Raw genomic sequence first — 15,332 nt, forward strand, 5'->3', positions numbered from 1 at the left:
CCCCATTTCCTTCCGGAAGTGCGGGGCGTTTGTGTGCGCGCGCTGGGTTTACGTCCTTGAGACACCCAATGGACCTGCGAATCACGGCTTCTGCCGCACTCGATTCGGAACTGCCGCCTTGCCGGACGATGGGATCGTGGGCATGATGCGATCACCTACACGCTCGATTCGACCCGATCAATCCGGAAGGTTGTTGGTTGGCTCGGGTCGAGGTTTCTGGAACCAGCGGTCCTGAATTCGTTCCAATCGAAGCGAGCACACCCATGACAGCACTGACGAGAATCATGTACGGAGCCGCGTTCCTTGGGCTTGTGACGGCGGCAGCGATTGCAGCGACGCCGAGGGAAGAAACATCGCAGGACTTCAACACCATTTTTGACGGTACGAATGCCGATTCCTGGATCAATAATGCCAACGGTGAGCCGATCGCTTCAACCGTCGTGCAGGAGGACGGTCTGAATCCGCATGGGGTCGGTGCGTACGTGGTCCTGTACAAGGAACCGGTCAAGGACTTCGTGCTCGACTTCGATTACAAGCTGACTCCGGGATGTAATTCAGGCATCTTTCTTCGGGTCGGGAATCCGAAAGACCCGGTGATGACGGGCCTGGAAGTTGCGATCGACGACACCAAGGGGACCGGGTTTCACGACTCGGGAGCGTTTTACGACCTGGTCAAGCCGGAGGCCAACACTCAGAAGTCGGCCGGTGAGTGGAACCACATGACAATCACCGCCCGAGGGCCAATCATCACGGTCGAATTGAATGGCGAACAAATCAACACCATTGATCAGTCTCAGTTCTCTGAATCTGGCAAGCGGCCCGATGGTTCTAGCCACAAGTTCCGAAACGTCGCCATCGCCGATCTGATCCAGGAAGGGTACTTCGGCTTCCAGGATCATGGCCAGAATTGCTGGTACACGAATGTGCGTCTGAAGAAACTCGACCAATAACGCAGGTGATTCTCAGGATCGACGGCAAGGTTGATGAGCTCTGCTCAACGATCGACGGGAATGGCCCGTCCCTGGCGTGTGGAAGCGCGTCGAGGGATGGGCCATTGGGATTTGCGAAGATGAGCAGGGGATGCGGATCAGGCCGCGACCTTACGGCACTCCTCGGCGCAGCGCCGGCAGGCCTCGGCGCATCGCTTGCAGTGCTCGGCCCGATGCTTCTCGCACTCGGCGGCGCAGCGGTCGCAGGCGTCGGCACAGAGGCGGCAGACGGCGGCAGCCAGTTGCGAGCCGCGGCTCATGAAGCCGGAGCAGGTCCAGCACAGCTCGGCACAGTCACGGCAGGTGCGAACGCACTCGGCCATCATCGGATCGCCGATGCAGGCATCTCCGCAGTGCTCGCACTCCTGGGCACAGGCTAGGCAGGCTTCGATGCAGCTCTGGTATTGCTCGTGGGCCATGTTGATCTCCTTTGATCTGGTTCGAAGTGGTGGGCCATCGAGTGGCCGGGCTGATGTCTTCGGGCGAGTCATGAACGCCAGTGCCTTTGGGGTCAACGACCGAGGGGGCTGTGCGATCGCCCCGCGGTGTATCCCGTCCAGGCAAGCGTTGATCAGCACATCTCTTTCGTGCAAATGGTGCGCCTGCCCGTCGGAAACGCAGAGGTCGGTCTGCCGGGATCGTTCAATGGTCCGAAAAGGCTAGTCGTCGTCCGGCTCCGGGGCGAGGGCGTCCCTCGGGAGGCTTCATCGGTTGAAACGGAACCGGCCCGAGGTCGTGATTGAGGAGAAGACGAGCATCCACCCCCTGGCCGCGATCCTCGCGATTGAAGACCGCGCGGGAATTGCCTACGATTGCAGTACGAGACCCAGAGCGGTTGTCCGTCCCTCGATCTCGGGTGTGCGAAGGAGCAGGCTCGGGGGAACGCGAGCATAAAATTATGTCGTCAGGATGGGTTGACCGATGGCGTCGCTGGCTGGGTTTCTCGATCGCCTCGTGAGCGAGGGGCGGGTCGTGTTCCGGGACGCTCCCCGAGCGAAACCCTCGGCGGACGATCGGACCGAGGCAGTGACGCGTCTGAGACAGGCGTTTGACGATATGCTGATTGAGCTAGCGGGGCCTCCTCTCGCATTCGACGAGCGGTCGGCCCTGGCCGCGGCGGAGTGGACCCGAACGGCGTGCTGGTTCCTGGTCAATCGGGGGGAACCGGCCGAGGTGGTCGAGCACGCCCTGAGGCTTCCGCCGCCGCCGCGATCGGCGGGTGAGCATCTTTCGGCTGACTTGACGTTTCGATATCTGGCGGCGGTGCATCGACGGGCAAGAGCGATCGATCCGGGCGACGTGCTGTCGAGGACCCTGGCCGAGGCGATCCGCCGCTGGCCCCTCTCGGGGGTGTTGTCCGACGTGGAGGACGGACCGACCTCGCCGATCGACTTTGACGGGCACGAAGGGCTGTTGCTGTTGTTTGCCGAACGATTGGCGGCTCATCCGAAACCGAGATGGACCCCATCGGTGACTCCGGGACGTGATTGGCTCGGATTGGCTCTCGACGCGATCGGCCCCCCCCGCACATACTTCATGGAGAATGGTGCTCAAGGACATGATTCGACCTCTCCTCCCAATCCCACTGCCCGAGAACGCCCAGGAATCGATCCTGAACGATAGGATGCCAGGATCAAACGCGGAAATGATGCCCGGCCAGATGTGTCGGTTTGGCTCGATGATGCGGACAACGATCGATCGGAGGATGCCCCTTGGCCGAGCTTGATCCCCACGCCTCGCTCGTCGTCAATCGCCTGAGGAGCGACGTGATCGAACCGCTGAAGCGGCGGTTCGTGGGCCGGGACGAGGTGGTGGACCTGATCGCCCTGGCGGTCGTCTCGGGAGAGCATTTGTTTTTGCTCGGCCCGCCCGGCACCGCCAAGTCGGCCGTGATCCGTGGGTTTGCCGAACGAGTGCAAGGACGTTATTTCGAATACTTGCTCACGCGATTCAGCGAGCCGAACGAGCTATTCGGCCCGATCGACCTGGCACGGTTGCGCGAAGGGGCTGTGGCGACGGTGACCACAGGAATGCTGCCGGAGGCCGAGTTTGCGTTTCTCGACGAGCTGTTCAACGCCAATAGCGCCATCCTGAACAACCTGTTGACGGTGCTCAACGAGCGGCGATTCCGACGCGGAGCCGAGGTCCACCAGCTCCCCTTGCTCTCGCTGTTCACGGCCTCGAATCACCTGGCCGAGGACGAGGCGCTCAACGCGCTCTTCGATCGGTTCCTGATTCGATGTCATGTGGATCACTTGCCTCGGGAGGCGATGCCCCGATTACTCTCGGCCGGCTGGGACCTGGAGCGCACCGAGTCCTCCGTGGCGGGGGTTTCGGCCGGAGACCTGAGAGCCCTCTCGCGCCGGATCTTCGACGTCGATCTCTCGGGAGTGTCCGGCCCGTACGCGGATCTGGTCTGGAAGATCCGGGATCTCGGGCTGGCGCTCTCAGACCGTCGAGCGGTGAAGGTCTTGAAGCTGGTCGCGGCCTCGGCGTTGCTGAGCGGCCGGAGTAAGGCGACGAAGTCGGACCTCTGGGTCTTGCGATCCGTCTGGGACCGCGAGGAGCAAATTGACCCGCTTCGGTCGCTCGTCGGCACGGTTCTCGAGCAGGCAGCCGAGGAGGAGCCCGAGGTTCCCCGGCACCCCCTGGCCGAGCCTCCCGATCGGGTCGACGGCGAGGACCTCGCCCGGCAACTCGACGCCGTGGCCCGGCAGCTTGATGAGGCGAAGGAGCGTCCCCTGACCCTGCTCGCCGCCGCCCGTCTCCGCGACCGCCTGGCCGAGCTGAGCGATCGAGCGGCCTGGGTAGCCGACGAGAAGGCCAGGGATCATCTGATCAAACGGGCCTCGGCGCTGCTCGATCGTCTGGGGTGAAGCGGGTTCGATCGGTCTGAAGTCCCGCTCCAATCGCACTGACCTCAACGGGGTGGATGTTTCTCTCGACCTCGCAACGGAACGGCTCATGAAACCTCCTGTTGCCGCTTCGCACCACGAATCAACGCCGCTGGAGGGAGTTCGAGTGGCCCGGATCGGGCGATCGGACCTGGCGGCGCTGGCGAGGTTGCGCGGTCGGCCAGACGTGAGGGTGCAGGCCGAAGGGGAAGACGAAGGAACACGGGAACGGGTCTGGGTGGCCTGGGAGCCTCCGGATCGAGGCCAGCGCGACGAGGTGGTCGAGGCGTTGCTGCCGGTCTCGGGGGTCATCTTCGCCCGGATCGGAGAAGGGGGGGAATGGTCTCGGGTCGGGCGATTCCTGCCCGAGTTCGGGCAAGGGCCTCCAGAGGGCATCGGGCACCGGGAATGGGGCTGGCCCCTGGATCGGGTCCTCGTGCCGGGAGCGATTCGAGGCAATGCGCCCGGGTCGGTGGTCGAGACGGCTCGACTTCGCCTGGTCCGGGACGATCGCGATCGGCCAGCGACGGCCCTGCTGGCGACGATCGAGGCCCTCTTGCCCTGGGTCGAAATGGCGCCAACGGCCCGTTTGCGAGGGCTTCGGGGGAGCCGATCGGGAGATCGGGTGCTCGTGATCGGCCATCGCTTGCCGCCGATCGGCGGTCTGGGCCGGTTCTGGGGAACCCGAGTGCTCGTGCCGGTCGGTTTCCGGCCCGATCCCCCGTTGCCCGAGCCGATGCTGGCCGAGGCAGTCGGCCTGGGCGACGGTGATCTGGCTCTAATGGATTCGGAGGGGAAGGTCGAGGTCATCCCGGAGCGTTGCCTGTCGGTCGTCTCGCGAGGGGCGATCCGGAGGATGGCCGGGATCGAGACACGATTGATCGACGCGAACGCAGGGAAGGGGGGCTCGCCATGATCTCGGCCGACGCCTACCTCCACCTTCCAGACGCGTATGCAAGATGGCTCGGCGGCCTGCGGTGGTCGGTCGCGGGAGAGGCCCTGGAGTTTCCCGACGGCAAAACCTTCGTGTTCAGCCGCGAGCTGTCGCTGTTTCTCGACGGCTTCGCGACCGGTCGCGACCCGATCCACTTTGCTCATCTGCTGCACCTGATGCACCTCCTGCTCCGAGGGCCCTTGACCCTCAGCGAGGCCGACGACTTTCCGATGGACCTGCCGGGGGCCTTCAGCGTGCTGGGCCGTCCGCACCGCAACGCAGGGGCCTTCTGCGCCATGCTCTGCGAAGGGGTCCCCTCACTGCCCGATCCGCCCGAGATCGAGACCGTCTGTCTGACCCTGACCGCCGGAGCCGTGGTCGAGATCGCCTCGATCGGGATGGATCGGCCCGGTCACGTCGGTCTGCGAAGATCGAGCGATCGCTCGCTCAGAGGGCGAGGAGCGACGCCGGCTCTGCCGCTGGACGATCCGCCAATGACCCCGGCGGAGTTCGAGCGATGGGTGCTCGATCGCCTGATCCGCCAGCGTCCGGAAGCAATTCGCCACTGGTTGCGCGTCGGTCGAGGTCCGGAGCAACCCGCCGAAGCCCTGGCCGATCGGATCGAGCACGAGCGCCCACGAACGTACCGATCGGCGCTGGAGCCGTTGCTGGAGCGTCCGAGGCTCTCGGCGTCGGCCCTGTTGATCGACCGCCTGGTCGGGGCATTGGCCCTGCCCCCTCGTCGCCGATCAATCGAAACCTTGCCGACCGGCGGCTATGCCGACCTGGCCAACCGAGGGGCCCCCGAGCGCCTCTTGCTCAGCCAACTGGCAATCGACGCCGAGGAGTTCGTCAGGCGCTTCGCCGAGCGAGAACTGCTGTACTATCAACGCGAAGAACCGCACGCGGAGGAGTCGGAAACCCTGGTCGTGCTGCTCGACCAGGGGGTGCGGACCTGGGGAGGGATTCGAACGGTTTTGGCCGCGGCCGTGGTGGCGCTGGCCGGCCTGGCCGATCGCCGGGGGGTGCGGTTGCTGCTCGGCGTGTCGAGCGATCCCACGAGGCGGGTGGACCCGATCCGCTGCGACCCGGAACAACTGGCCGCCTTGCTCGAAGCGAGTGAGCTGTCACCCCATCCGAACCCGCTGCTCGACTCGGTCGTGAGCGAAGGGGAGCGTCAGCGGCGCGATCTGGTCCTGCTGACCCACCCGAAGACCCTGGAGGAGCCGGAGATCGAGGCCACGGCCCGGGGCCTTGCCGAAGGGGACCGGCTTTTTGCCGTGCTCGTGAACGATCGGCGAGACGTGCAAGTGGCCGAGGTCCGTCGCGGCCGGCCGGTCATCCTGTCGCGTTTTCGGGCCGAGCCGATCGACCCTCCCACAACGAGCCCCCCCCCGGATCGTCGCCGGCCGAGGAACGTGCCGCCCGGCTCCTGGATTGGCGACGTGGAGCCGATCGGCTTCCCGTTCCGGCTCACTCCGGCTGTGGACCGTGCGCCGAGGGGCGAGGAACCGCGGTTTGCCTTCGACGCCTCGGGAGAGTGGTTTGCGGTCCTCGGCCGGTTCGGAGTGCCTCATCTCTGGCGGCTCAACGGATCGGTCCACGAGCCGTTGCCTCGCGGATTCTCCGGGGGAGAGGTCGTGCGCGAGGCCGACATGATGATCGGCGTGGCCGGCGGGTTCGTCGTCCTCGGCCGAATCGGCGAGGAAGGGCGGCCGGTGGCCGTGCATTACGACCTCGTGGCCCGTCGGGTCCGGGTGTTCGTCAAGTATCTCTCGAACGAGCGAGACTGGACCTGGTTCTACCTTCGAGAATCGCACGCGCTGGTGGCCCGAGGCTCCGACGAATGCTGGTACCTGGACCTTCGGACCGGAGGCCGGTTCTCGTCGCAGGACCGCAGCGCTTCGGAGATCGTTTCGCGCGACCTGCAACGGGTCGAGGCGATGCCCGTGGCTCCCCCTTCCCTGGTCACCCTTCACGACGACGACACCAGCCCGTCGTTCGGCCCTTCGGTTCGTCTCCGTCGGGAGAGCGGGACGATCGCAGTCGAAGGGATGGACCCGCCCTGGCGACGCTTCCGCCCCGTCTCCGAGGGCCGCCCGTTGCTCCAGGGGCACCGGCTGGAGGCTGCCCGATGCTGCGGTCAGACCCTGGCCATTTTCGCCATCGAGAACGACGCGACCGAAGGCCGCTGGTGGATTTTCCGGAAGCTCGGTGCCGACCTGGTTCCAATCGTTCCAACGGCGCAAATGCCCCGGAGAAGGGACGAGCTGACCCTGTCATCGGACGGAAGCCATGCCGCGTTACGTTGTGAGGGCAATGTTTACGCGGTTTACGCTCTGGAGTCCTCCCCTGTCTTGCTCTTGCAATGGACCGGCGGGGACCGCCCGGCTCGAAGGGGGGATCGGCATCGCAGGAGTCGGATGACGGTGAGCCTCGGGCGCGACTGGATCCTGCTCCAGGATGCTCCTCATGCGGCCTTGATCCATTGGGAGGGGACCCGGCTCGGCTTGCGGTTCGCCAGGGGAGACCCGGAGACTGTCCGTCGCGAACTGTTCCGAAACGGAGGCCCGGCCGCGCCGGGGCTTTCCGAGGCGGCTCCGGGGCCGCTCCCCCCTTGGGCTCGGTACGACCCGGATCGCTTCGAGGCCACGGCAAGAGGGCTTGGTCTGGTGGCGGTCGTCGACGCGTTCGGGCAGGTCGTCCTCGCTGATGCCTCGGGAACCGTGCTTGCCCTGCTCGCCTTTTCCCGAGGATCACTTGCCGCCTGGTTGCCCGATGGCGCTCGATTCGGCTCCATTCGGCTCACCGGAACCGCCGCGACCCCCGGCGCGGAAGATCGGCTGGCCTCAGCGCTCCGCCTGGCCTCCCGATCGAGCCCGATTGCCTGAAGCCCAGCGATGAGTCACCACCCATGACCGATCCTCCGACCCTGATCCTCCCGATCCGATTGAAACGCCAACCGGAGTCCTTGCCGGCCGAGGCGGTCGTCTTGCGGTCGGGAATCGACATGACGGCGGCGGCCCTGACCTTGCTGGCGGCGTTGGAAGCGGATCGGCCCGGGTCGGCCCGGGTCTTCCGGTTGCATGAAGGGCTGCTGGTGACGGCCGGATCGTTTGCGGAGTTCCGGGTGATCGTGCCGGGAGCGATTCGATTGCGGAAGCAAGGCCGCGCCCTGTATCTGCCGGTCGATGCCGAGCTGTTCCCGAGCTTGCTCGACGATGAGATCCAGGGGATGACCCGAGATGTCGGGCTCGTGCTCTTGCCGGGAGGGCTCGTCCTGGAGTTCGACCCGAGCCGACCCCTCGGAATGGCCGACCTGTTGACGGTCGACCGAGGCGAGCCCAGGGGCTGGGAGGCACTTCCCGAAGGTCCCCGACAGGCGGATCGCCTGGTTGAAGTGACCTTCGAGCCGATTGACGAGGGCGGACGGAGCGGGACCGGATCACCGATCGATCCCGAATCGCTCGAGATCGCCACCGAGGACCCGAGACCCGAGAACACCGGGACGGCTCGCCGGTTGCTCGGTGGGGCCGCCCTGGGAGCAGGGCAGGGAATGATGCGGCTCGGCCGGGCCCTGGGATCGCAAGGCCTGGCGGGACTGGGGGCAAAGTGGGCGTCGTCGGCCCTTCGGATGGCGCCGAGGCTGGGGGAGTCGCTCTTCGGCAAGCAGGAGACGGCCTTGCGCGAGCTGCTCCGCGAGTTCCGCGAGGGGAACGTCGAGCGAGCCCTCCGCCGAGCCCTGCCGATCGGGAAGGGGACCGATCGCGGGGCCTCGATTGCCGGATCGGCCGATCTGCCGGATCGGGAGCCGCGATACTCCCTGGCCGAGATCCTCGGCAGAACCTTCTCGCGAGGAGGGAGCGATCCGTCGAGCGTCTGGTTCGGGGGGATCGACGTTCAGCAGGAGCTGATCCGGGAATATCACCGGGCCGCGCAGGATGCCGAGCGTCGGGGAGACTTCCGACGGGCCGCCTTCATCTACGCGAAGCTGCTGCAAGAGGATCGCCTTGCCGCCAACATCTTGCTCCAGGGAGGCTTGGCGCGGGATGCGGCCCTGATTTTCCTGGAAAAGCTGGGAGATCGGGCCGCCGCGGCTCGGGCCTTCGAGGTGGCCGGAGAGTTCGACCGCGCGATCGAGCTCTACCGATCGACCGATGAGTTTGAGCGTCTTGGGGATCTGTATACCCGCCTTGGCGAACCCGACGAGGCGCTGGCGGCGTACGTTCAGGCCGCCGATCAGATTGTCGAGCAAGAGGGAGACCATCTGAAGGCCGGAAGGCTGCTCCGATCGCGAGCCGATCGGCCCGATCTGGCCCTGGCTCGATTCGAAGTCGGCTGGAAGGCAAGGCCCTGGCCCAACGCGATCGGTTGCGCTATTGAGCTGGCCAGGGCGCTGACCGAGTCGGGCGACGGGACGAGACTCCGGGAACTGGTGGACGAGGCCGAGACGCTGTTCACTCCCCTCGGCCTGGAGGCCGATGCGTCTCGCTTCTACAACGAGCTGGCCGAGCTGGCCGAGCAGGCGTCGCTGGCCCCCTGGCGAGACGCCCTGCGAGACCGGGCCTTGATGGGCCTGGCCGGCAAGCTTCGGCAGCGGGCCGAGGCCGAAGGAGGGGCGCCGGGGATCGTCTCGGCACTCTTCGGCCCGGCCCGGCAATGGTCGGCCGATCTGATTCGAGACGCCGAGTACGCGGTCCGGTCGCAGCGCGCCCGCACCTCCGACGTCTCAACGACCCCTGCCCCCCGACCGAGTCGAACGTTCCGGATTGCCGACGGGCCGTTGACGAGCACGGCCGTGGCCCAGAGGGCGGGCCTGGCGTTTGTTGGCAATGCGAGGGGAGAGGTGGTGCAGCTCGACCTGGCGACCGGGCAGACCTCCCGGGTCGGGCGATACGCCATGCCGGTCGCCTCGCTCGCGGTGGACGGGGCAGGCAGGCTGCTGGTCGTGCTCTGGCACGATCACACCACGAGCAGGACGGTGCTGGCCTCGTATTCGAGGCGGCCGGACGGCTCCTACGCGATGATCGAGGGGAGAACCGAGACGTGCCGATCGTCCGGGGAGCCGCCATTCCTCGTGCCGGCAGTCTCCGATACGATCGGGTCGGTCGGCCTCTGGGATGGTCGCCGCTATGTGCTCTTGCGGGGTGCCTCGTTGTCCCCCTGGACCGAGATCCCCCGAGACGCCAACTCCGCCGGCGGCCCTCCCGGTTCGGCCGTGCTGCTGCCCTCCCTCGACGGAGACGACGACGCGACGACCTTGCTCGAACTCGGCCCGGCCGACTCTTGGGCCTTGCTGGCGACCGAGATCGGTCCGATCGACCACCTGGCAATTCCCTGGGCCCCCGCGTCAAGCAAGCTGGGAGCGTGGCCGCCCCCCTTGAGCGTCTCGTGGCGGAGCGAGGGGAAACGGGTCTTGAAGCTCGTCGGCGTCGGAGAATCCGAAACGTTCTATCACACCGTGTTTGATTTAAAAGGCCTTGTGTCGACCACCTGTTCGGCCCACCTCGATGAGCCAGCCCGAGCGGCCGTGATCACCCCATCGGGCCTGATGGCCGGCGTGGGCGAGACGCGTGTGAACTGGTTTCGAATGGAGGGAGGGAGGATGTCGCGACGCTCATCGACGCCGGTTTCCCTCGGGCCTGCACTGTCGGCTGCGTCAAGCCCCCGGACGGGAGAGCTGGTGCTGATTCTTGTCGACGGCCAGGCCGAGCGTGTGGTCTGGCCCTTGCACTGACGCCTCGGGGCTCGTGAATGAAATCAAAGGACGTCTCCTTTTTTGGGGGATCATGTCGGATTTGTGCTGGCAAATCCGAAGTCCTTTTGAGATGTCTGGGATCTTGAAAGGTCTGGAGATGTCCTCGTGATTGGGTCGGCAGGGCTGTTGAGCTTCCGATCATTGTTTTGTTTCTCCCTTTTCGGTGATCGAGACCTCGATTCGGATCGGTGAATTTTCTGATTTGCAAAAATGGATTGATGTGCGCTCGAATCGAAGGATGGGTGTGTGTCGTCCTTCCCCCCCCCCCGCTCCTTGAAGGAACTGTGGACCATGATGTTCAAGAACAACCGCGTTGCAATCCGAGGCACAATGCTGCTGTCCGTGCTGATGCTTGCTCCGTCGCTGCCCGAGGTAAGGGCAGACGAGGGGAAGGATCGAGAACCGTTGATCGAAGGGATCGGGTCGTATGCGCGGAAGGTGAGCACGGATTCTCCGGAGGCGCAGCGCTATTTCGATCAGGGGTTGAACCTGCTCTTTGCCTTCAATCTGGAGGAGGCCGCGCGATCGTTCCGTCAGGCGGCCGAGCTGGACCCGTCGTGTGCGATGGCCTGGTGGGGCCTCGCGTACGCACAGGGGCCTCATATCAACCTGCCGGTGGTTGATGACGAGAAGGCAAAGGTGGCGTTCGAGGCGATCACGCGGGCCCAGGCTCCCGAGAGCCGCGCCAGCGACCTTGAGCGATCCCTCATCGACGCCCTGTCCCATCGATGCGTGCTTGATCCCCCCGAGGACCGCTTGCCGCTCGACCGGGCCTATTCCGAGGCCATGCGAGCCTTGCGCGAGCGTCATCCGGACGACCCGGACCTCGGCCCGTTGCTCGCCGAAAGCCTCATGAACTTGCGGCCCTGGGATCTCTACACGCAGCAAGGCGAGCCGAACGAGGGGACCGAGGAAATTGTCGCCCTGATCGAGGAATCGCTGGCGGTGTGCCCCGACCATCCCCTGGCCAATCACCTGTATATTCACGCGGTTGAGGCGTCAACCCGTCCCGATCGGGCGATCGCAGCGGCCGACCGGCTTCGGGAGCTTCAGCCAGGGCTCTCGCACAACGTGCACATGCCGTCGCATATCGATGTGCGGGTCGGCAACTGGGCGAAGGCCGAGGAGTCAAATCGAAAGGCGATCGCGGCCGACCGCACGTTCCTGGCATTCCGGCCCGACCCGGGGTTCTATGGGCTGTATATTGCTCATAATTATCACATGCTCGCGTATGCGGCCATGATGCGCGGCAAGAGCCAGGTGGCAATCGACGCCATCGACGAGATGATGACCTTGATGCCCGAATCCTGGGCGATCGAGCACGCGAGCATCGCCGACGGCTACCTGGCCATGCCGCTCGAAGTTCGGATGCGCTTCGGCCGCTGGGACGAGATCCTGGCCGCTCCCGAGCCTGATTCCGCCTTCCCGATCGCCCGGGCTCTGCGTCATTACGCTCGAGCCGTCTCGTTCGCTGCGCTCGATCGCGTGGAGGAGGCGAAGGCAGAGCAGGAGCTCTTTCTTCAAGCCCGCGACAGCGTTCCCGAAGGGGCGATCTTCGGCAACAACTCCGCCGCCGACCTGCTCGCCGTGGGAGAACACCTGATGCGCGGCGAGATTCTCTACCGCGACGCCCGGGAGGATGAGGCCTTCGCCTCCCTCCGCGAAGGGGTCCGACTCCAGGATCTCCTGCGATACTCCGAGCCCCCCGACTGGATCCAACCCGTCCGCCACCCCCTCGCCGCCGCCCTGCTCCAGTCGGGCCGCTTTGCCGAGGCCGAAGCCGTCTGCCGCGACGACCTCGCCCAGCACCCTCACAACGGCTGGGCCCTGTTCGGCCTGATGCAGGCCCTCGAATTCCAGGGCAAGGACGACGAGGCGAAGGCGGTTCGCACCGAGTGGGAGGAGGCCTGGAAGGAGGCCGACGTGGTCCTGACCTCCTGCTGCTTCTGCCAGCCGGGGTTCTGAGTGATTGACCCCGAGGGGGGTAGGGGCGGTCGGGCGATCGAGCCCCGGCCGCCCTTGGTGTTGCGCTCACGAGTGCGGTGACGGAGCGTGCAACGCGTGACCCCAAAGGTGGACGATTGGCCGGAAACGTCAGTCAATCGGCCCAGGAAAACGAGCCACCCCACCCACGCCGGATCCACCGGGCCATCAGCTCGTTGCGTCCATGAACGCGAAAGTGCTGGTAGATCATTTTGGTGTACTGGTTGACCGTGTAGATGCTCATGTGCAAGCGTCGGGCAATCTGTTTGTCGGAATCCCCTTCGAGCAGGCAGCGAAGGACCTGCCGAGCCCTCGCCGCCAGATCGCGGGGCGATGGCTCGGTGAAGCGGGCCAATGGTCCACCGGCCAGAGGTGCCAGCACGGCCATCAGCTCCTGAACGAAGGCACGGTCCCTGGCGCTGAAGTCCCGATCCCCTCGGGGCTTGATCAGGGTGACACCAAGGGATTCATCCCCCTTCACTCCCGGAATGGATCGCATACACCACAGGGGGTTTTCGAACGCGATCGGGCGGAGGAAGGACTCATAGTCGTGGGTGGCCTTCCATGCTCGCTCCGAGAATAGCGTCGATCGCGAGAGGCAGATTCCGTCGTGCTCGATCATCCTGCGGCTGTAAGTGGTGATCGACGAAAGCCCAGGGGTGTCGGTGAATCGGGAAAGGGTCTCGAAGAAGTGCGCCCGGCTCGAGTCGGACTCCCATCCCCAGTCGTGCTGGCCGAGGAACCGCACGCGGCCGCTCTGGATGTCGATCTGTTCCCCGGAGAACCCCACTGGCCCGCCGGTCCGTTTGACCAATTGCTCAATCAGGTGCTGGTGCCAGGTCGTCACGTCGTCGCCCAGCTCGCGGCACTCGCCGACCAGGCGGTCAATCGATCGAAGATCAGAGGTACGCAAACACTCGGATTTTTGCATAGAGTCACTTCTGGTCATCTGGTGCCGAGCATCCCTGGAATTAGGGAATGGAACAGCCAGATTGGTCCGCTATGATTCAACACGATTCCTTGGGGCGTTCGCTCGGCCTCGGAGGGCGATCACGGCATCATGACAAGCCGATGCCAGATCGCACTCCCGCGAGCGAACGGCGCAATCCCGACGTTCAACACCGATCCGCGTGGTGTGGGTCGCCTTGTTGTCGCGTTGCACATTCACAAATCGTCCTACGAACTCCCGACGAGAGAGGCCCTGTGCTAGAGGCTCACCCGAATGGCAGGGAGTTCTGAAACAAAGGTATCCATTGATTTTCTGAATTGCAAGACCCTGGTCTGAGACCTGGTCCAGGGCTTACTGCCGTGTGCGGAAACTCTGTTTATCAGAGACGCGGGTGCCACTCTCTCGGTGGTTCCCTATGCAGATGTGCGTTTGAGTTGGCAAAAAACGACTTGGAGTCGGCACAGGCCGATCTCCACGGCGTTCGGCGTCCGGATGCCGGGTTGATCCCTGCCGGACGATGTTGAACTCTGATAATCCGATCGGAGGAGGGACCGGTCCATGTCATATCCTCGTTTTGGCCTGAAGGCGTTCCCTCCCGATCGGGGTTCCAACCTCTCGTCGGCCCGGGTCAGTCTCCTGACCCCGAGCTGGTGTCTGATGGTGATTGCCACCGCGGTGATCATGATCGGATTCGAGGACGACCACTCCAAAGATCGCTCGCACAACCGTCACGCCATGACGGATGTTCTCGGTCAGACCGATCGGCCCATCCAGAAAATCGCCTTCAGCCCCGACGGTACGCGGTTGGCTGCGCTGGAGGGGAAAAGCCTCCTGATCTTCCGTGAGACCGAGGAAAGAAGCGACCGGGCGACAATCGGCGTCGACGACCTGGACATCCGAAGCTTCGTCTTCGATCCTCAAGGTCATACGGTCGCCCTCGGAAACGTCGACGGCTCGATCCGGTTCATCACTCTGGAGACGGGCCAGGACTCCGGCCGTATCACGCTGGATGAGGAGCCCGTATTGGCCCTGGCTTTCTCGCCTGATGGCCGCTGCATTGCCTCAGCGCAAGGAAGCGGACGCCTCACGCTCTGGGAGGTGGAGACCGGATCACTGCGGCTGGACCTGAAGGCGTCTGACGCGCCGATCCTCGCCCTGGCCTTCTCGCCCGATGGCCGCTGGCTCGCCTCGACGCATGCCGACGGCCTGGTCGTCGTCTGGGATGCCGAGACGGGCGAGCCGCGGACCTCGGTCGCGTCTCGACCGGGACTTCTCCGACCGCTCATCTTCTCCCCCGACGGCGGGACGCTTTGGTGGTTGAACAGGAAGCGCCATGTCTTGAAGTGGGACCTGAGTGCCGACTCGAATGCTCAGGTGGTGAGCGCTCCGGCAGAGGAGATGGTCCTCATGCCCGATGGCAAGTCGCTCCTGGTGCGGGTCGATGAGGAACGGGTCTGGCAGCTCGACGCCGAGACGCTCCAGGTCGAGCTGCCCTACCGGTTCCCCGGTCGTCTTGTGACCGCGATGGACATCTCACGCGACGGGACACGGATTGCCCTGGGAGAGCTTGAGACGGTCGCAGTCGCGGAGCTCGCCCAGTTCGTAGAAAAATCTTCGAATAATTGATTGATTATTCATTCGATGTCTTCGGGCATTCGAGAGGTCTCACAAAGACAAATCGACGAAAAGGCAATATTTCGAATATGAATTTTTTGGGAACGCAACGCGAGGCCAGTCCAGATGAACTGCGGCGGCGCGGGGTTGGTTCCTCTCGCGTTCTGGTCCGCAACGCGAGAGGAATGGTTTCCTCTTCTCAAGCGGACTC

At 64.8% G+C, this 15,332-nt stretch carries 10 protein-coding genes; 8 read left to right on the forward strand and 2 right to left on the reverse strand.

Annotated features, from left to right (window positions below; genetic code table 11):
* Nucleotides 1-263 precede the first annotated feature (263 nt).
* A complete protein-coding gene (locus HG800_RS26385) occupies nucleotides 264-950 on the forward strand; it encodes a 3-keto-disaccharide hydrolase (protein WP_235963991.1) in 687 nt (228 codons plus the stop codon).
* A gap of 137 nt (nucleotides 951-1,087) precedes the next feature.
* On the opposite strand, the gene HG800_RS26390 is transcribed toward HG800_RS26385, so the two are convergent.
* Entirely contained in the window at nucleotides 1,088-1,408 is a 321-nt protein-coding gene (locus HG800_RS26390) for a four-helix bundle copper-binding protein (RefSeq protein WP_169981301.1), read from the reverse strand.
* Nucleotides 1,409-1,910: 502 nt separating this feature from the next.
* Here HG800_RS26390 and HG800_RS26395 point away from each other — a divergent pair.
* From HG800_RS26395 to HG800_RS26420, 6 genes are all read left to right on the forward strand, one after another.
* Entirely contained in the window at nucleotides 1,911-2,612 is a 702-nt protein-coding gene (locus tag HG800_RS26395; RefSeq protein WP_169981303.1) for a hypothetical protein, read from the forward strand.
* Nucleotides 2,613-2,701: 89 nt separating this feature from the next.
* On the forward strand, nucleotides 2,702-3,865 hold the full coding sequence (locus HG800_RS26400; RefSeq protein WP_169981305.1) for an AAA family ATPase: 1,164 nt from the start codon (nucleotides 2,702-2,704) through the stop codon (nucleotides 3,863-3,865).
* Nucleotides 3,866-3,953: 88 nt separating this feature from the next.
* Nucleotides 3,954-4,799 carry a hypothetical protein gene (locus HG800_RS26405; protein WP_169981307.1) on the forward strand — a complete coding sequence of 282 codons (846 nt, stop codon included), beginning with the start codon at nucleotides 3,954-3,956 and terminating at the stop codon, nucleotides 4,797-4,799.
* Complete coding sequence (locus HG800_RS26410) at nucleotides 4,796-7,708, forward strand: hypothetical protein (protein WP_169981309.1); 2,913 nt, start codon at nucleotides 4,796-4,798, stop codon at nucleotides 7,706-7,708. Before HG800_RS26405 ends, HG800_RS26410 begins: the two co-directional genes overlap by 4 nt.
* Nucleotides 7,709-7,731: 23 nt before the next feature.
* Nucleotides 7,732-10,554 carry a tetratricopeptide repeat protein gene (locus HG800_RS26415; protein ID WP_169981311.1) on the forward strand — a complete coding sequence of 941 codons (2,823 nt, stop codon included), beginning with the start codon at nucleotides 7,732-7,734 and terminating at the stop codon, nucleotides 10,552-10,554.
* A 312-nt stretch (nucleotides 10,555-10,866) separates the two neighbouring features.
* Nucleotides 10,867-12,540: a tetratricopeptide repeat protein gene (locus HG800_RS26420; RefSeq protein WP_169981313.1), complete on the forward strand. Its 1,674-nt coding sequence runs from the start codon at nucleotides 10,867-10,869 to the stop codon at nucleotides 12,538-12,540.
* Nucleotides 12,541-12,673: 133 nt separating this feature from the next.
* Here the strand turns inward: HG800_RS26420 and HG800_RS26425 are convergent, their stop codons facing one another.
* A complete protein-coding gene (locus HG800_RS26425) occupies nucleotides 12,674-13,471 on the reverse strand; it encodes a response regulator transcription factor (RefSeq protein WP_169981315.1) in 798 nt (265 codons plus the stop codon).
* Between the two features lie 594 nt (nucleotides 13,472-14,065).
* On the opposite strand from HG800_RS26425, the gene HG800_RS26430 reads away from it, so the two are divergent.
* Entirely contained in the window at nucleotides 14,066-15,133 is a 1,068-nt protein-coding gene (locus tag HG800_RS26430) for a WD40 repeat domain-containing protein (protein ID WP_169981317.1), read from the forward strand.
* Nucleotides 15,134-15,332: the final 199 nt, after the last annotated feature.

The organism is Tautonia rosea, assembly GCF_012958305.1.
Lineage (GTDB): Bacteria > Planctomycetota > Planctomycetia > Isosphaerales > Isosphaeraceae > Tautonia > Tautonia rosea.

What these genes read in the sequence shown, in the direction of transcription:
- HG800_RS26385 (WP_235963991.1), top strand. Translation starts at nt 264, where the DNA reads ATGACAGCACTGACGAGAATCATGTACGGAGCCGCGTTCCTTGGGCTT.
- HG800_RS26390 (WP_169981301.1), bottom strand. Translation starts at nt 1,408, where the DNA reads ATGGCCCACGAGCAATACCAGAGCTGCATCGAAGCCTGCCTAGCCTGT.
- HG800_RS26395 (WP_169981303.1), top strand. Translation starts at nt 1,911, where the DNA reads ATGGCGTCGCTGGCTGGGTTTCTCGATCGCCTCGTGAGCGAGGGGCGG.
- HG800_RS26405 (WP_169981307.1), top strand. Translation starts at nt 3,954, where the DNA reads ATGAAACCTCCTGTTGCCGCTTCGCACCACGAATCAACGCCGCTGGAG.
- HG800_RS26410 (WP_169981309.1), top strand. Translation starts at nt 4,796, where the DNA reads ATGATCTCGGCCGACGCCTACCTCCACCTTCCAGACGCGTATGCAAGA.
- HG800_RS26415 (WP_169981311.1), top strand. Translation starts at nt 7,732, where the DNA reads ATGACCGATCCTCCGACCCTGATCCTCCCGATCCGATTGAAACGCCAA.
- HG800_RS26420 (WP_169981313.1), top strand. Translation starts at nt 10,867, where the DNA reads ATGATGTTCAAGAACAACCGCGTTGCAATCCGAGGCACAATGCTGCTG.
- HG800_RS26430 (WP_169981317.1), top strand. Translation starts at nt 14,066, where the DNA reads ATGTCATATCCTCGTTTTGGCCTGAAGGCGTTCCCTCCCGATCGGGGT.